Below are 18,061 nucleotides of genomic sequence, written 5' to 3' on the forward strand. Positions count from 1 at the left end.
ATTATATTGAGTCTAAACCTAAAGCAGCAATTCCTACGGCATTATCACTACTAAATTTAGGTTCAGCAAAGAAAAGCCTACCACCAACCGCAGGATGTTCCAGCTTCTTCTTCAATCTTTGCCTAATATATTGGTTGGCTGCTACTCCTCCTACTATTAAAGTTTGCTCTATCTTATGCTCAGATAAAGCTAATCTTAATACCTTTTCCAATGCTTTAGCAATACAGGACTGTACAGCCAAAGCAATATCCTCTGAACATTTTCCTGCTTCAATAGCTCGCATGGCAGCAGAATTAGGGCCAGAAAAACTAATATTATAGCCATTTACTGAAGAAGGTAAGATTACTTCTCCTTTCTTTCCTGATTTAGCCATTTCTTCTAATTCAGGACCCGCAGGAAAATTAAGCCCTAACTTAACCCCCACTCTATCTACAAATTGACCAGCATGTAAATCAACTGCTGAACCTAATTTTTCTATTCTAAATCCATTATCATTCTTTTTAGTTACCTTTAAAATATCTGTAGTTCCTCCAGAAAGATGAACAGCTAAAAATTCTTTAACATTAGGACCACCTGCTGACCAAATCCCTGCCATCAGATGTCCCTCTTGATGAGAAAATTTCTGTAAAGGAATTTGAAATAATTTAGCAATACTTTTAGCCTGTCCTTCACCGACTCTAAAGACAGGCATATAAGAATCAATATCGTTTCTAGGCCGATCACTGACGACTACTTTAACTAATTCTTCTCTAAAAGTAGTATAATCTAATCCATTAATTACTTCTGGAAACTGTTCAACATGCTTAAAGACAGCTTCTGATTGACGTAAACCGCGCTCCCCTTTTTGTACCGTTAACAATTCTCTAACTTCAGTTATTAAATTACCTTCTTCGTCCATTAAAGCCACTGAAGTAGTATAGTTGCTCGTATCAATCCCTAAAATTAACCCCATAATTGATATCCTCCTACTCGTCTAGTACTTTACCTAAAACTGCATTGATAAAAGCTGGAGATTTATCTGTTGCAAAATCTTTAGCCAACTCTACTGCTTCATCAATAGATACTTCTATAGGAATATCATCTCGGTATAAAATTTCATATACAGCCAAACGTAATATATTTCTATCTACCTTTGCCATTCTACTTACCTTCCAACCCTCAGCACTTCGATTTAATTTTTCATCAATCTGATCTAAATATTCATATGTACCTCTAACTGCATCTTCTAAAAAGGCAGCTTCTAACTCTAAATTATTAATATCCATCCTACTTTTCAACATTTCTAAGTTTTTTTCTAAATCTTCTTCATTTATATCCATCTGATATAATGTCTGTAATGCAATTTTACGTGCTTTATGTCTACTATATTTTTTAGCCATATCTTCTCCTCCTTATGTTAACTCTATCTTTAGTTTAACATTTTATCTATAAAACATGCAAAAACCACCTTAATTCAGGTGGTAATAAAAATAAAGATTCTTATCTACGAGGTGGTAAAATATCATCAATTATTTCCCGAAGATCTTCTTGTTGGTCATACTTTCTTCCTATGTAATAACCTACAAAAATACATGCAAAAATAAAGACTGTTAAAATAAATCCAAAATTTATAAAAACAAAACTAAATAATAAACCCAGTAGAGCTCCTATTGCCCTCCCTCTATATTCATAGAGAAGGGTTAAAACCTTTTCAAATATTTCCTTTTCCATTATTAGCACCCCTTACTCTACTCTCAAATTAGAGTCTTGAGCAATATTATCTACCAAAATTTCTATCTGGCTAACCATAATTCCTGTAGTCTGGTCTAAATACTCGCTAATCTGCTCTTGTAATTCCTCAGTCAATTCTGGAATATTGATGTCAGGAGTTACAATAACTTCCAAAACCACTCTCAAACCATCTTCACTAACCTCTAAGTCAGATTTAAGTTCCTTAACACCTCTCGTCTGGATAACTACTTTTTTAACTAAAGCATCAATAGCAACCAAAGACAGTTGTACTTGTCCTAAACTAGTTTCTTGAACTATTGCGTTCGGCTTTTTATTCTTACTAAATAAAGGATGGAGAATTCTAATAGATATTATAAAGAAAATAAGACCAATAATTCCAACTTCTACTCTACCATAATATTGCATAACAAAATTAGTTATATAACTTTGTGGGATTAATTCAAAAGCTGATAACATCATTCCTAATGAAACAAAAATTAAAATAATTGTAAAAACTAAAATAATAATCCGGTCTACAATCTTCATTTAAATCTCCTTTCCTAAGTAAAAATATAACTAACCCTTGCTATTTAAGTAAGGGTTAGTTACTTCATCGCTTATTTAACTCTAGTCTCATCTATTACTTCTTGTACTTCTTCTTCTTCTTCTTCTTCAAAATTAATTCCTTGCACATGAACATTAACCTCTACTACTTTTAAACCTGTCATATCTTCAATTGCTTGCCGTACATTATCTTGGACTTGCCAAGCAACATCTGGAATCTTACTCCCATATTCTACAATCATATAAAGATCAATGGCTGCTTCTTTTTCACCAACCTCAACTTTAACGCCTTTAGATGATTTCTTCTTTAACATCTCCGCAATACCGCCGGCAATGCCTCCACTCATTCCAGCCACACCTTCTACCTCTGTAGCTGCTAAACTAGCTATAATCCCTACTACTTCATTAGCTATTCTAACTGTTCCTACCTCATTCTCATTTTTAGTCATAACTTCCACCCCCTAGTTGTTATTAACTAAATTTATTCTATATATTTCATTTAAATATATTATAAATAATTCATGTATATTATAACCAATAATTACCAGCATTAATCTAATTCATTACCAATTCTACGTTGAATGAAGTTAGTATAAAATTCTCCTTTTCTAAAGAAAGCATTATTCAAGACTATCTTATGAAAAGGTATAGTAGTTTTAATGCCAGAAATTTCATACTCATCTAAAGATCTTAACATCCTTGTAATTGCCTCTTCTCTATCTTTGCCCCAAACGATTAATTTCGCCACCATGGAATCATAATAAGGTGGAATTAAGTATCCAGGATAAGCACAACTATCAACTCTAACTCCTAATCCACCTGGTACTAAATATTCTTCTAACTTACCAGGGGATGGTCTAAAGTCATTATATGGGTCCTCAGCATTAATTCGACATTCAATAGCTGCCCCATCAAATTCAATATCATCTTGAGTATATTCTAATTCTTGACCAGTAGCAACTTTAACCTGTTCTTTAATGAGATCAATGCCAGTAACTAGCTCTGTCACTGGATGCTCTACCTGAATTCTAGTATTCATTTCAATAAAATAGAAGTTATTATGTGTATCTAATAAGAATTCAACAGTCCCAGCATTACTATAATTAACTGCTTTAGCTGCTTTAATTGCTGCTTTCCCCATTTCTTCTCTTAATTCTGGGTCTAAAGCAGGAGAAGGAGCTTCTTCAATTACCTTTTGATGCCGCCGTTGAATCGAACAATCTCTCTCTCCTAAATGAATTATATTACCATGTTCATCAGCTAAAATCTGAAATTCAATATGACGTGGTTCTTCTATATATTTTTCTAGATAAACCTCCGCATTACCAAAAGCAGCTTTTGCTTCTGAACTAGCAGTTTGAATAGCTTGGATTAAATCATCTTCATTATGGGCAGTTCTCATTCCACGCCCACCACCACCAAAAGCTGCTTTAACAATGACTGGATAACCAATCTCTTCTGCTATTCTTATAGCTTCATCTTCATCATCTAAACCACCTTCTGTTCCGGGAACAACCGGAACATCGGCAGCAATCATAGTCTCTCTAGCTACAGATTTATCACCCATTTTTTCCATATTCTCTGCTGATGGACCGATAAACTTAATCCCACATGTTTCACAGACTTCAGCAAAATGAGCATTTTCCGACAAAAACCCGTATCCAGGGTGAATTGCATCTACTCCAACTATATCTGCTGTAGCAATGATGCTGGGAATATCTAAATAACTGTCAGTAGAGGACGGTGGACCGATACAATAAGCTTCATCGGCATACCTAACATGTAATGCATCCTTATCGGCTTCTGAATAAACAGCTACTGTTTCAACCCCTAACTCTTTACAGGCCCTAATTATTCTTAAAGCAATCTCACCACGATTAGCAATCAAAATTTTCTCAAACATTATATCACAACCTCTCCATCTCTAGATCTCATCTATTAACTACCTACTATAATTTCTCTACTACAAATAATGGTTGACCATATTCGATAGGTTCTGCATCATCAACTAAAATATCTATTATTTTAGCTTTATATTCAACTTCAATCTCATTCATTAATTTCATTGCTTCTATAATACATAGTGTATCTCCTTCTTCAACAATATCTCCTACTTCTACAAATGGATCTGCATCTGGAGATGGTGCTCGATAAAAAGTACCTACCATAGGTGCTTCAATCTTCTCTCCACCAGCAACAGTTTCTGTTACTTCTTCCTGCACACCTTTAGCCTCCTGTTGTTCTACATTTTTAGATGTAGACTGCACTTGAGGTTGCACTTCTGTATTTTCTACTGACTTTGTAACTTCTTTGGCTATGACTCCGCCTTTCTTGATATTGACCTTAGTACCATCACCTTCTAAGTTAATCTCAGAAATATCAGTTTCATTCAATATTTCAACTAACTCTTTAATTTCTTTGAAATTCATTTCTTCTTCCTCCTTTACTACTCCTTCTTCATTTTCTCCAAATATATCTTTCTCTTGCTTTCGTTCTTTTAAAAACTTTAAACCAACTTGTGGAAATAATGCATAAGAAATATAATCTTCTTCTTTTTCTACATAATGTTCTACTTCATCCTTAATATCATCTAACATTGGATCTAACAAGTCAGCAGGACGACAAGTTATTATCTTTTCATCCCCAACTGCTTTCTCTCTAATCTTAGGATCTATCTCTGCTGGTGGTTTTCCATAATAACCTTTAATGTATGATTTAACTTCATCTGGTATAACTTTATACCTTTCACCTAATAAAACATTAAATACTGCTTGAGTTCCTACTATTTGACTAGTTGGAGTTACTAATGGTGGATATCCTAATTCTTTTCTTACTTTTGGAATTTCCTTCAAAACATCATGAATTCTATCTAAGGAATCTTGTTGTTCTAACTGTGAAACCAAATTAGATATCATTCCACCAGGAACTTGATGAGAAAAAGTCTGCATATCAGTAATTCTAGTGACTCCTCTTTCAAATCCACGGTTTCTTCTAACTTGCTCAAAATAACGATCTATATCAAATAAATGTTCTAATTCCAGTTTTGTATCATATTCAGTATCACTTAAAATAGCTGTTACTGTTTCTACTGGCGGTTGTGAAGAACCAAAAGCCAATGATGCCGTAGCAGTATCAACTACATCAGCACCTGCCTCTATTGCCTTAAGATAAGTAGAAATTGCTAAACCTCCAATATAATGACTATGTACTTGAATTGGAATGTCTAGTGCTTCCTTAAAGGCAGTTACTAATTCATAAGCCCTATAAGGTTTTAATAATCCAGCCATATCTTTAATACAGATGGAATCTGCCCCCATGTTTTCTAAAGTAGTAGCTGTCTCTACATAATGATCAATAGTATGTACTGGACTTACTGTATATACTACTGTTGCTTGAGCATGAGCTCCTGACTCTTTAACTGCTTCTAAGGCTGTCTTCATATTTCTAACATCGTTTAATGCATCAAAAATTCTAAAAATATCTATTCCATTCTCGGCTGCTTTCTCAACGAATTTTCGCACTACATCATCGGGGTAATGTTTATAACCAACTACATTCTGAGCTCTTAATAACATCTGCAATGGAGTTTTGCGAATATATTTATTTAATAACCTTAGCCTTTCCCAAGGATCTTCTTTTAAATATCTCATACAAACATCAAAAGTAGCTCCACCCCAAACTTCCATAGAATGATAACCAGCTTCATCTAATTTACCAACTATAGGTAACATATCTTCAGTACGCATCCTCGTAGCCCACAATGATTGATGAGCATCACGTAAGGTAGTATCTGTTATTTTAACCTGTGTTGACATACTTCTCCCTCCTATTTTTCTCATAATATTACTTTCTAGACTTAATTATAATTTCCTTTTTTGAACTGCTTTTAGATAAAGTAAACCTTGTATGAATTTTAAATTTATTTATAAAAAAACTCAGGTCTGTATATTTATAACCTGAGTTGTATAGCCTTATTTAACTATTATATAGTTTTTTAGTGATTTTGTCAATCTATTAACTAAGAGTTTTTTCTATAATCGTAATATCTTCTAATCCTAAACCTGTAGTTTTAGCCACAATATCACCTATTTTAGCAACATCCTTCTTCTTTAACCCTTTAGTTGAAACAATTATATCTACAGAATTTTGGTGAATAAAGGTAATTGCATCTTTATACCCTCTAGCTCTGATTAAACTCTCTATTTCCATTTCTTTTTCAAGGTTTTTAGTTATACCTAATAATCTATTCTGAGCTTTACTCTTTAAATCCTGATTTGAGTTTGGATTATTAATCATCTCTCTTAATAAATTCACTTGTTCACTTCTAATCTTATCTCGCTCTAATCTATATTCTACAAAAAAATCTTTCTTCTCATTCTTTACCTTTTGATTCACTTTAGCTACACTGACTGCCTTCTGTTCTGCTAACCTTAACTTTTCTTCTGGCTTAATTTTTTCATTGATTTTTAATTCATTAGCTGGAACTGAATCATCCACATTATAAACAACAATTGCTGATACCATCCCCACCCATAACATTAACACCAAAAACCATATTACTTTCTTACGTAAAACGATTGACATTTCTTTCACCTACCTTTTCATTGGTAATACAACTATCTTATATGCAGGTACTCCTAAGCCTACTTTAACCGCTGAAATTAAATTAGCCTTAATATAAGAAGATTCAGCGCCTTGTGCTACTACCATTACCCCTCTTATCTGTGCCTTTATCTCTTTTTTGACCACAGCTTCCTCACTACCATCATTATTACGAATAATTACTACTTCTTGTTGTCTATCTTCCTGTTCTATCTGTCGCTCCCCACCATTACTATCTACTTCATCTGTTAATTTAGATGAAATATTATTATTTCTAGCATATTCATATTTAGAACTAGTGTCTAATGTTATATCTACTGCTACCTTTCTGACTCCTGAAATATTACTTAAAGTTTTAACTAGTTTTTCTTCCATCATTGATTCAGGGTCATAGCTTTGAGAATTCTGTTTACTAACTTTTATATTGGAATCCTTTACAGGACTAACCTGAGAATGCCTATCAGAATCTGCTAAATTACCTAAAGTGATGAATACAATTCCCGCAAATATTAGGATAATCAATCTTCGTACTAGTTTGCCATTATTTCCACTTAATATATTACCACTAAATATCTGATCAATTATTCCTTTAGATTCTTTACTGTCGGCCATTATCTTCCCCCCACTCCAACTAAATCATTCTGCCTGAATTAAAATTTGGTTAATACTTAAACCATAAAAGTCAGCTAATCTTTCCTTGATTTGTTTACTAACTTTTGCTTGAGAATATTCTCTTTTGTCCTCAATCTTCTCCTGATTTTCATCTCCAACATTACTTACTTCAATCGGTTTAATTTGACTAAAATTATTTGAAATTTTCTTCCCTGTTAATTTAACTATTATATTTTCAATTTGATTATTGGCTTGTAAGTTAACAACTATAGAAGTCTGAGGTAAATTATCATCAAAAGATAATAAGGCATTAATCTGTTTAGCAAGCTGTTTTTTATAATTACTTCTAGCTTTAGATTGATTATTATTTTTTAATTCCTGCCCTCTTTGCATTATACTTGCCATCTGCCCTGTATTATTCTTTGGGACGGTTAATAGATCAGTTATCTCTCGCAGATCATAATTGCCACTAAAGAGATTTAAAATGGGATTTAAAATCGCTATTACAATAAATAATCCTAATACTACTCGTATATACTTCTCTAATTTATTTTTAGGTAGTAATAATTCCACAAATGAAGTTAAGATCATAATTAATACTAAATTCTTAATCCATACTTCTAAATAAGTTATCATTTAATTCACCTCAGCATTACTGTCATATTAGCTACTCCAATTAAGATAGTTAAGGTAATAAAAAACATTAATGCTACTGAAAGTACAGAAGCAAAAACTAGTATTAAGCTATTACCTAAATCATTTAAACAAGTTACTATTTTAGAATCACTAATTGGCTGGATAACAGCCCCAGCAAACTTATAAATAAAGATTAAAGCTATTATTTTTATTAGTGAAAAAGTACAGAAAAGAAAGATAATAATTACTCCTAATAAACCTAAAGCATTCTTGATCAATAATGAACCACCAATTATCATATCTAAAGCATCTGCAAAGATCCCACCTATTACCGGTACAAAAGCACCACTTAAGTACTTAGCAGTTCTAATAGTAACTCCATCACCTACTGCTCCAGCTGTTCCTTGTACTACTAAGACTCCAATAAATACAGTTAAAAAAGCTCCTAGTAAACCTACATTTATTTCACTAATCAACTTAACTAAACCAGAAATATTAAAATTATCTGAAATATTATTTACTACTGCTAAAATTGCTGAAAATAATATTAATGGGAAGATAATATTCTTAATTAATACACTCAATAAGTTAACTATTAAGAAAGTAATCGGCTGAAAGAGTGCTGCCGAAGTAATATTTCCTACTGCTACCAATAATGTCAGTAGAGTTGGTAATAAGGCTTGCATTATACTAACCATATCATCTATTGCTTGTACCCCAACATTAATTGCTATTTTAAATGAATTAAGAGCAATAATTACTAGGACTAAATAAACTATGCTATTAACTAATCGACTTATATCTTGTTGGGCAAAAGAATTTTGGAAGGTCTTTAAAACTGCAGCTATTACAGCCAGAATAATCAATTGCCCTAATAATTTAAAGTTAACTACTATTTCTTTAAACAGATATTTTAACATACCTGTAAAGATAGCCTTGAATTTTAAATTAAACTCTCCATTAGTAAAAAGATTAACAACATCATTTAAAGTTAGTTTCGGTAAATATTCTCCTGCTTCCCTATTTAACTTGTCTATCTGCTCCTTAATCTGTTTTAAATCCAGTTTTTCTAACTGATTATCCATTAATTGTCGATTCTTATTCTTAACATCTTCTCTATCTTGAGCCCAACTTTGCCCAACTATTAATTGACTCATGACAATTATAAATATAGTAACTAAGATAACCTTCTTATTAATCTCCAACTAACTCACACCTTTGATTTCTAATGAATTTATGGCATTAATTGCATTACTGATTCTAAAATTGCTAACATAATTGGAATAGCCAAGACCATAATTAATACTTTACCTGCAAACTCTACCTTTGAAGCTATAATACTCTGACCAGCATCTCGACAAATAGCTGCTCCAAATTCTGCAATATAAGCAATCCCTATAACTTTAAGAATAGTATCTAAATAGATTAAATTAATATTAGCTTTTAAAGCTAGATTTCGTAAAAGATCTATAATAGCTATAATCTTACCTAACATTAAACTAAAAATCATAATTCCTACTACTAAACTTAATTGTAAAGCAATCTCTGGCTCTTTTTCTTTAACTATAGTAGCTAAAATAGTTACTATCAGACCTAATCCTACGATCTGAATTATTTGCATCAGACCACCTCATTAAAAACCAAATATCTGTCGTACACTTGTAAATAAATCGTTAATTAAGCGAATAACAATCATTAAGACTATAATTACTCCTACTAATGTTAACATCTCTGCTTGTTCCTCTTTATTTGCTTGTTCTAAAACTATATTGAAGATAGAAATTAGGATTCCTAAACCGGCAATCTTAAATATTAAATCTACATTCATCTATTCCGCTCCTTCCACCAAATAAAGATTTGCTCAATAGAGTAAGATGACTATTAATCCCCCTCCTAAAACCCCAAAGTACCTCCAAATTTTAACTCTATCTTCTTTAATTGTTACTGAGTTTTTCTCCGCTAACTTTAATTGTTCTTGAATAAATTTTAGATTCTTTTCCTGATATTCACGGCTAGAATTACCTAAGTTTTTTCCAAAACTAGTCAATATTTTTTTATCATCATAAGTTAAAGCGGTTTTAGGTATTATTTTTTCTACTGCTCGATTCCATGCCTGATCAGCAGTAATGCCTAACTCATTCTTTAAAATCACTTCGCATTTTAAAAATAAATCGGCTATAGGTGAATTAACCTTCTCTCCTATTTTCAATAAAGCTTTTGGTAAAGGAGTGGCAGTATACATGATTTCTGTTTCTAACAGCCGAAAGGCCGTCTGTAATTCTTGTAGTTGCTTAGTCCTTAAAATCAAGTCCTGAGCTATTGCAAACCCTAGCCAAGTACTAGCTCCAATTATCAATACGCTCCCTAGAATCTTAATCATCCTATCCGCCTTCTTCCTCTAATCCTTTCTTTATTTTCTCCTAGAATCTTTTCTACTGTTCCTGGCCCACTTCTCCTACTTAGAATAATAAAACGTCGGAAAAGTTTTTGATTTAGTAACCCTTTTAAGGCTGGTCTCCTTTTTATTTCTGCTAAGTCACTTCCATGAACTGAAGCAATAATCTTAACTCCAGCATTAATTGCTTCTAAAATAGCCTGGACATCTTTATGACTGCCTATTTCATCAGTAACGATTACCTCTGGAGACATAGATCTAATTAATAAAAGCATTCCTTCAGATTTAGGACAATTAGCTAATATGTCAGTCCTAATTCCTAATTGATTTTGAGCAATCCCTTGATAATTTCCACCTATTTCTCCTCTTTCATCAACCACCCCTATCTTTAAACCTGATAAATCTATTGACGGTAATCCGTTACTTAATTGTCTAGTTAAATCACGAAGAAGGGTTGTCTTACCACACTGGGGAGGTGAAATAATTAAAGTATTATAAATCATATCTTTATTTTTAATAATTTTCTTAATTACTGAATCCGCTGCACCAATCACTTCTTTAGCTATTCTAATATTTAAACCAGTAAATTCTTTAATTAATTCTATCTTTTCTGAATTGGTTATCACCCTTCCTACAAAACCTACTCGATGTCCTCCTTCTAATGTTAAATATCCCTGTCTTAATTCTTCTTCTAAAGCATATAAAGAATTCTGGGTCATTAAATTCATAGTATCTTTCAAATCTCTTTGAGTAATCTGATAAGCTTGTTTAGGATTTGAAGTTATTTTTCCTCTCTCAGTTAAGATGGCTTCACCATTATTTAAATTCAAGATTAATGGTTGATTAATTCTAAGTCTAACCTCTTCAGTTACTCTCAAAATTTTAGTGTCAACCTGTTTTAATATTTCTCTCAATTTAGTTGCTAAGATAGGTATAATATCTTTTTGTATTTTATTGACCATAAGTTAACCACCTCTTTATAATTTATATTAATTTATTGGTAAAAATATGCAAATAAAATAAAAAAAGTGTGCTGAGAAATCTCAGCACACTTTTAAAATCATATAGATTAATATTTATATCTAACTTAAATTATATTTTAAACTCTCTCAATATATTCATCAGTCCGAGTATCTATCTTTAAGATATCTCCCGCTTCAATAAAGAGAGGTACCTTTACTTCTGCTCCAGTTTCTAATGTTACAACTTTAGAACCTCCACTTATTGTATTTCCTTTTATAGCTGGAGGTGCATCTGCTACTGCTAATTCTACAGAGCTAGGTATATTTACTCCAATAACTTCTTCTTCATAAAGTTTAAGTTCTAACTCTTCATTCTCTTTTAAGTATTTAATAGCTTCACCTAATGTTTCTTCATTTAAATTAATCTGTTCATAAGTCTCTTTGTCCATAAAAACAAAATCTTCACCACTGCGATATAAATATTGATACGGCTTAGTTTCAATATAGGCCTTATTTACTTTTTCACCAGACCTAAATCTTTTAGTTGTTGTAGACCCAGTATCTAGATTCTTTAATTCAGTCTGTATAAATGCTCCACCTTTACCTGGTTTAGTATGTTCGTAATTAATAATTTTATAAAGATCTCCATCTAATTCAATCGTCATTCCTGTTCTAAAATCATTAGTTGAAATCAACACTTAAACCTCCTTATTATTTTGAATCACCTCTATAATTCTAGCTTTTCTTCCCAATCTCCTGCTTAAACCCTTAATTAAACTCTAATCAATTCTTTAGAGGCTTCTGTTAAAATTCTACATCCATCTATAGTAACTTCTACTATATCCTCAATCCTCACTCCACCCCAATCAGGTAGATAAATCCCAGGTTCCACAGTAACTATCATTCCTGATTCTAATTTTGTTTTACCAGTCTTAGCAAGGCGAGGTTCTTCATGAACTTGTAAACCTACTCCATGACCTAATCCATGTCCAAAATTCTCTCCATATCCAGCTTTAGTGATAATCTCTCGAGCTATCTTATCAACCTCTGCTCCTGTCTTACCTGGTTTAATAGCATCTATTGCTGCTAATTGAGCTTTTAATACTATTTGATAAACTTCTTCTTGCTTCTCTGTCGGCTCTGCTCCTATAATAATAGTTCTGGTTAAATCAGAATTATATCCTCTATAAACACAACCTAAATCTAATGTTAACATATCTCCAGCTTCTAACTCCTTATCAGTAGCTACTCCATGTGGAAGTACTCCACGTTTACCTGACGCTACAATAAAATCAAAAGCATTATCAGTAGCACCTTGTTTTTTCATAAAATATTCTAATTCTAAACTCACTTCTCTTTCAGTCAAACCAGGTTCTATGTAATCTAAAATGTGATCAAAAGCTTGGTCAGCAATCTTTACTGCTTTCTTAACCTCCTTAATTTCAGAAGCATCCTTTATCTTTCTCAACTCTTCGACTAAACCTTTAGTAGAAACCAGCTCTAAAAAACCAAATTTATCTTGGTATTTATTATACTGCTTATATGTTTCGTAAGCAGCCTCAAATCCTAATCTATTTATCTCTAAATCTTTTAACTCCTCGCTTAAAGTCTCAAGTTTAGAGTTGCCATGTTCAACTATTTCATAATCAACAGCCTGCTCTTTAGCTTGTTCAGTATAACGAAAATCTGTAATTATCTTAGCAGTTTTTTTAGTAATTAATATGGTTCCAGCTGTACCGGTAAAGCCAGTCATATAATAACGATTTTGGGGATTATTAATCATAATTCCATCTAAATTTAATTCATCTAATTTATTACGTACTAATTTTATTCTTCCTTCCATTATATCATTCCCTTTCTTTCATCACTTGCTTTTTATCTAAACCAACCCTCTTAACCCTAATAAATAACTATCTAAACCTAATCCTGATACCTGCCCCTTTTGTCCAGCTTAAAGAACAAAGCTGGTCATAAGCTTATGCTAGCTATTACTTTTTAGCTTGATAATCTCTTACCAAACTTCACTGACCAACCCTCTTAACCCTAATAAATAACTATTTAAACCTAATCCTGATACCTGCCCCTTTACTACTGGAGCAATAACCGATTTATGTCTAAAATCTTCTCGTTGATAAATGTTACTTAAATGCACCTCTACTGTTGGTATTTCTACTCCAGATATGGCATCTCTAATGGCTATACTATAATGAGTATAAGCTCCAGGATTAATTAATATTCCTTCAATTTCATCATTTAAAGCTTGATGAATACAATCCACAATCTCTCCTTCTCCATTTAACTGAGTAATTGTTAGCTCTATTTCTAAATCAACAGCTAAATCTTTTAATTGCTGATTAATATCTTCTAAAGTTAAATTCCCATAAACTTCTGGTTCCCTTTTACCTAATAAGTTTAAATTAGGACCATGAATGACTAAATACATACTTACTCCCCCTAACGTAACTGTTTAGCCAATACCTCTGTCAATACTTCGTTTTTTACTCCACTTACTATCTCTACTTCTCCAATAGAATTAGGTAGAATAAAATTAACCTCACCATCTTTTACTTTCTTATCTTGTTTAGTCTTAGAGATTATCTGATCAAGTCTTAACTTATTAATAGTAGTAGGTAATCCAAAATTATTAATTAATTCTGTTTGCGCCTCTACTTCCTCTTTAGTTACCATATCTAATTTGTACGCTAATTCCATAGCGCTGATCATCCCAATTGCTACCGCTTCTCCATGACGATACTCCCCATATCCAGCTAAAGCTTCAATAGCATGACCAATAGTATGTCCATAATTTAAAATAGCTCTCAATCCTAATTCCTTCTCGTCTTTAGCAACTACTTCAGCTTTAATCTGGCAAGACCGCTGAATAACTTTAGCTAAAACATCTAAATCTAATTCTTTAATTTCTTTATGATTAGCCTGTAAATAATTAAAAAATTCTTTATCCCAAATGACTCCATATTTGATTACCTCAGCTAATCCTGACCTAACATCCCGCTGATCTAAGGTATTTAAAACCTCTAAATCTATTAAAACCAACTCAGGTTGATAAAAGGCTCCTATTAAATTCTTCCCTGCTTCATGATTAACGGCTGTCTTACCTCCTACACTACTATCTACTTGAGCCAACAAAGTAGTAGGAATCTGTATAAATGGCACACCTCGCATATAGGTAGCAGCTATAAAACCTGCTAAATCACCTATTACTCCTCCGCCAAAAGCTATAATTAATGAACTACGATCTAATCCAAAATCAACAGCTTCATCATATAATACTTTGGTCATATTTAAACTTTTAGATTTCTCACCTTCAGGCACAACAATTATCTTAAATTCAAAATCAGTTTCTTCTAGTCTTTGATTAATTTCAGAACCATATAAATCATTAACTCTTTTGTCAGTAATAATTAAAATTTTAGTACCTGCTTTGATATCTAAATCAATTAAAGATTGACCTAAATTTGCTAATAGTCCAGCTCCTATTTTAATCTCATAGCTTCTTTCTTCTAAATCTACTCCTACTAGTTCCATAGAGTTTTAATCACCTTCACTTCCAATAATTATCTCTTCAATCTTCTTTATGACTTCATCCACTTCTAAACTAGAGGTGTCTACTTGATATTTAGCAATATTATAAAACTCTTCACGTTCTGCAAGTAATTCTTTAATCTTCTCTAATGGTTTTTCAACTTGTAATAGAGGTCTATCAGTATTTTTCACCCGCATTAAAATTACTTCAGGTGTTGCTGTAAGTAGAATAACAATTCCATTTTGATTTAAAAGCTTTATGTTGTTTTCTTTAAGTACTACTCCACCACCAGTTGAAATTACTAAATTATCTCTTTGACTTAAATCAGATATAACTTTAGTTTCTAAATTTCTAAAGTAATCCTCTCCATCCTCAGCAAAAATTTCTTCAATTGTTTTATCACTATCTTCTTTAATAACTTCATCTGAATCAACAAACTTCATTCCTAATTTATCAGCTAATTCTTTACCTACTGTACTCTTCCCAGTTCCCATGAATCCAATTAATACTATATTCTTACTCATAACTTTTTACCTCTTCTTTAAGTATTTTATCTGTTTTTTAAGGATTCTATATAACTTTCATAATTTCTCTTTACTTCTGCCATACTATCTCCACCAAACTTCTCTAGCCAAGCCTTAGCTAGTTCAATAGCAACTACTGCTTCTCCTACTACTCCTGCAGCAGGCACCGCTGTTACATCAGAACGTTCTACACTGGCTTTAAACTTTTCCTTTGTCTCCAAGTCTACTGATTCTAGCGGCTGATATAATGTAGGAATTGGCTTCATTGCAGCTTTAACTCTTAAAGGTTCTCCATTAGTCATACCACCTTCTATACCGCCTGCATTATTACTTTTATGTTTAAATTCAGATTTATATATAATCTCATCATGCACCTGCGACCCTGGTTTCCCAGCAGCTTTAAAACCTAAACCAACTTCAACTCCTTTAATTGCTTGAATGCTCATTAAAGCTTGAGCTAATCTACCATCTAATTTTCTATCCCATTGAACATGGCTTCCTAATCCTATCGGTAAATTAGTAGTTACTACTTCAAAAACTCCTCCTAATGAGTCTCCTTCTTCTTTTGCATTTTTAATCTCTGCTATCATCTCTTCTTCTGCTTGAGCATCAAGAGTCCTAACCGGTGAGCTATCTACATTATCTATTATCTGATTAACCGCTAAATCTTTATCTTCTGCTTTTATACTTCCTATTTGAACTATATGACTAATAACCTTAATCCCAAATTCTCTTAAAAACTGTTTTGCCACAGCTCCAACTGCTACTCGAGCTGCTGTTTCTCGTGCACTAGCTCTTTCTAATATATTTCTAATATCTTGTTGGTCATATTTTAAACTTCCAGCTAAATCAGCATGTCCAGGCCGTGGTTTAGTTACCTTAGGTTCTACTCTTTTAACTTTTTTATCCTTCTTAATCTTTACTTCACCTTGGTCATAGCCCCCATCTCCTGTAGGAGACATTATCTCTTGCCAATTCACCCAATCCTTATTCTTAATTTGAAAAGTAATTGGACTACCTAGAGTATAATTAGCTCTAATACCTGACATTATCTCTACTTGATCATTCTCTAATTTCATTCTACCTCCTCGACCATAACCACCTTGTCTACGAGCTAACTCATTATTTATATATTTAGGTGTTAACTTTAAATTGGCTGGTAATCCTTCAATTACTGCAGTTACTGCTTTACCATGTGATTCTCCTGTCGTTAAATATCTAAACACCTTATCCACTCCTCAATAAAGTAAATTTATATTGTAATTCCTGTTAATATAATTATTATCCTGCAAATTAAGTAAAAAAATAAGGACCTATTTATATAGGACCTAAATTTTAATCAATTATTTACTTCTTTCCAAGAAATCAAATCTAAACTCGGTTCCTTAACTACCTCTACTACTTCAAGATTAAAATCTTTAAAAATATTGAGATAAGAATCATCAAATACTAAATTTAAATCCTTAGCAATTTCAATTTCTTTTTGTGCAATTAAACTCCCTTTAATCCTTGCATCCTTTTTTATATTAATACTACCTTGGGAATATAATAGCCCTTGCATATCAAACTCTTTTTTGATCCTTATATCACCGGTAGTTATTATAATAAAAGAGTCATCATTATTTTGATTAGAATTTATATCTGCATTCTTACCAATCGTTAAATTGCCATCTACTACTAAAATTCCACTACCATTAATATTAAATGGATTATTCTTATTATTATACTCTAAACTATGATCACTATATGATATACTATTCCCATTAATTACTGGACTTGTCTCTTGTACAAAATAATCATCTGCCTTTGCTTCCAATAAGTCAATATCAAACTTTAAACCAATTGCTTCATCATCCTCTACAATATCACAGTTAATCAATTCATACCCTTTACCAAAATCAACTTCTCCATTTACATAAATATCTCCACCACTATCAGCACCAGTAATTTTAGCATTTTTCTTAATATTAATAGCCACTTCTTCAGTTGTACTTGAAGCACCTGCTACTATAGAATATTTAAAAGAATTATTATATAAATAAGTTGCAACTACAGTCTTAGTCAAATCATTATAATTTGCTGTACTATTAATTTTTACTATATTATTATTGACTTCTTTACTTAAATTAAATTCTCCCCCTGCAAAACTCTTAGCCAAATCATTATTATTATCTTCCCCATCTGCTAACCATGAAATATTATTTGCAAACTTATTTTTAGCATACTCAATCCCTGCTTCTGCTATATAAAAGGCTTGAACCCTTTGATAGTTATAATTAGATGTTTTAATTTCATTATAAGTCATACTCATTAATCCAGCACTTGTTATAGATAATAGAGTAATAATTAATAAGGTTAAGACAGTTACTGAACCCTGTTCTTCTTCGATCATCTCTTATAACCTCGTTTCTCCATGATAAACTTAAATAATAAATTTTGCATAAAATTTGCTTGGGTGATTAATTATATCATTCTTGCCTGATTTATGTCAACGGATTTGGTAATATAACTT

At 32.2% G+C, this 18,061-nt stretch carries 22 protein-coding genes; all 22 read right to left on the reverse strand.

The window, feature by feature from the left end:
- Position 1 precedes the first annotated feature (1 nt).
- Positions 2 to 952, reverse strand: a complete 951-nt coding sequence (locus tag B5D41_RS09785) for a Kae1-like domain-containing protein (RefSeq protein ID WP_078810448.1) — start codon at positions 950 to 952, stop codon at positions 2 to 4.
- A gap of 13 nt (positions 953 to 965) precedes the next feature.
- Entirely contained in the window at positions 966 to 1,379 is a 414-nt protein-coding gene (gene nusB, locus B5D41_RS09790) for a transcription antitermination factor NusB (RefSeq protein ID WP_078810449.1), read from the reverse strand.
- Between the two features lie 100 nt (positions 1,380 to 1,479).
- Complete coding sequence (locus B5D41_RS09795; RefSeq protein ID WP_078810450.1) at positions 1,480 to 1,710, reverse strand: DUF2273 domain-containing protein; 231 nt, start codon at positions 1,708 to 1,710, stop codon at positions 1,480 to 1,482.
- A gap of 12 nt (positions 1,711 to 1,722) precedes the next feature.
- Positions 1,723 to 2,256 carry an alkaline shock response membrane anchor protein AmaP gene (amaP, locus tag B5D41_RS09800; protein ID WP_078810451.1) on the reverse strand — a complete coding sequence of 178 codons (534 nt, stop codon included), beginning with the start codon at positions 2,254 to 2,256 and terminating at the stop codon, positions 1,723 to 1,725.
- 71 nt (positions 2,257 to 2,327) lie between these two features.
- Complete coding sequence (locus B5D41_RS09805) at positions 2,328 to 2,723, reverse strand: Asp23/Gls24 family envelope stress response protein (RefSeq protein WP_078810452.1); 396 nt, start codon at positions 2,721 to 2,723, stop codon at positions 2,328 to 2,330.
- A gap of 101 nt (positions 2,724 to 2,824) precedes the next feature.
- A complete protein-coding gene (gene accC / locus B5D41_RS09810; protein ID WP_078810453.1) occupies positions 2,825 to 4,177 on the reverse strand; it encodes an acetyl-CoA carboxylase biotin carboxylase subunit in 1,353 nt (450 codons plus the stop codon).
- A gap of 46 nt (positions 4,178 to 4,223) precedes the next feature.
- Positions 4,224 to 6,089, reverse strand: coding sequence for an acetyl-CoA carboxylase biotin carboxyl carrier protein (accB, locus tag B5D41_RS09815; RefSeq protein ID WP_078810454.1), 1,866 nt, complete (start codon positions 6,087 to 6,089; stop codon positions 4,224 to 4,226).
- 199 nt (positions 6,090 to 6,288) lie between these two features.
- Positions 6,289 to 6,858 (reverse strand): SpoIIIAH-like family protein, encoded by a 570-nt coding sequence (locus B5D41_RS09820; RefSeq protein ID WP_078810455.1) that lies wholly within the window; start codon positions 6,856 to 6,858, stop codon positions 6,289 to 6,291.
- Between the two features lie 9 nt (positions 6,859 to 6,867).
- Positions 6,868 to 7,488 carry a hypothetical protein gene (locus B5D41_RS09825; RefSeq protein WP_078810456.1) on the reverse strand — a complete coding sequence of 207 codons (621 nt, stop codon included), beginning with the start codon at positions 7,486 to 7,488 and terminating at the stop codon, positions 6,868 to 6,870.
- Between the two features lie 24 nt (positions 7,489 to 7,512).
- A complete protein-coding gene (gene spoIIIAF / locus B5D41_RS09830) occupies positions 7,513 to 8,124 on the reverse strand; it encodes a stage III sporulation protein AF (RefSeq protein WP_078810457.1) in 612 nt (203 codons plus the stop codon).
- Positions 8,125 to 8,129: 5 nt separating this feature from the next.
- Positions 8,130 to 9,329 (reverse strand): stage III sporulation protein AE, encoded by a 1,200-nt coding sequence (gene spoIIIAE, locus B5D41_RS09835; protein WP_143555696.1) that lies wholly within the window; start codon positions 9,327 to 9,329, stop codon positions 8,130 to 8,132.
- A gap of 29 nt (positions 9,330 to 9,358) precedes the next feature.
- Positions 9,359 to 9,745 carry a stage III sporulation protein AD gene (gene spoIIIAD, locus B5D41_RS09840; protein WP_078810458.1) on the reverse strand — a complete coding sequence of 129 codons (387 nt, stop codon included), beginning with the start codon at positions 9,743 to 9,745 and terminating at the stop codon, positions 9,359 to 9,361.
- Between the two features lie 12 nt (positions 9,746 to 9,757).
- Positions 9,758 to 9,952: a stage III sporulation protein AC gene (gene spoIIIAC, locus B5D41_RS09845; RefSeq protein WP_078810459.1), complete on the reverse strand. Its 195-nt coding sequence runs from the start codon at positions 9,950 to 9,952 to the stop codon at positions 9,758 to 9,760.
- 33 nt (positions 9,953 to 9,985) lie between these two features.
- Positions 9,986 to 10,504 (reverse strand): stage III sporulation protein SpoIIIAB, encoded by a 519-nt coding sequence (gene spoIIIAB, locus B5D41_RS09850; RefSeq protein ID WP_078810460.1) that lies wholly within the window; start codon positions 10,502 to 10,504, stop codon positions 9,986 to 9,988.
- The gene (spoIIIAA, locus tag B5D41_RS09855) at positions 10,501 to 11,481 is read right to left on the reverse strand and encodes a stage III sporulation protein AA (protein ID WP_078810461.1); all 981 of its coding nucleotides are present in this window, start codon (positions 11,479 to 11,481) and stop codon (positions 10,501 to 10,503) included. Before spoIIIAA ends, spoIIIAB begins: the two co-directional genes overlap by 4 nt.
- A gap of 137 nt (positions 11,482 to 11,618) precedes the next feature.
- On the reverse strand, positions 11,619 to 12,176 hold the full coding sequence (efp, locus tag B5D41_RS09860) for an elongation factor P (protein ID WP_078810462.1): 558 nt from the start codon (positions 12,174 to 12,176) through the stop codon (positions 11,619 to 11,621).
- Between the two features lie 77 nt (positions 12,177 to 12,253).
- Positions 12,254 to 13,324, reverse strand: coding sequence for a M24 family metallopeptidase (locus B5D41_RS09865; protein ID WP_078810463.1), 1,071 nt, complete (start codon positions 13,322 to 13,324; stop codon positions 12,254 to 12,256).
- A gap of 168 nt (positions 13,325 to 13,492) precedes the next feature.
- Positions 13,493 to 13,924: a type II 3-dehydroquinate dehydratase gene (gene aroQ, locus B5D41_RS09870; RefSeq protein WP_078810464.1), complete on the reverse strand. Its 432-nt coding sequence runs from the start codon at positions 13,922 to 13,924 to the stop codon at positions 13,493 to 13,495.
- Positions 13,925 to 13,935: 11 nt separating this feature from the next.
- On the reverse strand, positions 13,936 to 15,027 hold the full coding sequence (aroB, locus tag B5D41_RS09875) for a 3-dehydroquinate synthase (protein WP_078810465.1): 1,092 nt from the start codon (positions 15,025 to 15,027) through the stop codon (positions 13,936 to 13,938).
- Between the two features lie 6 nt (positions 15,028 to 15,033).
- Positions 15,034 to 15,549: a shikimate kinase gene (locus B5D41_RS09880; protein WP_078810466.1), complete on the reverse strand. Its 516-nt coding sequence runs from the start codon at positions 15,547 to 15,549 to the stop codon at positions 15,034 to 15,036.
- Between the two features lie 26 nt (positions 15,550 to 15,575).
- On the reverse strand, positions 15,576 to 16,775 hold the full coding sequence (aroC, locus tag B5D41_RS09885; protein WP_078810467.1) for a chorismate synthase: 1,200 nt from the start codon (positions 16,773 to 16,775) through the stop codon (positions 15,576 to 15,578).
- A gap of 113 nt (positions 16,776 to 16,888) precedes the next feature.
- Complete coding sequence (locus tag B5D41_RS09890) at positions 16,889 to 17,941, reverse strand: hypothetical protein (protein ID WP_078810468.1); 1,053 nt, start codon at positions 17,939 to 17,941, stop codon at positions 16,889 to 16,891.
- Positions 17,942 to 18,061 lie beyond the last annotated feature (120 nt).

It is taken from the genome of Selenihalanaerobacter shriftii (assembly GCF_900167185.1).
In the GTDB taxonomy this organism is placed as follows: domain Bacteria; phylum Bacillota; class Halanaerobiia; order Halobacteroidales; family Acetohalobiaceae; genus Selenihalanaerobacter; species Selenihalanaerobacter shriftii.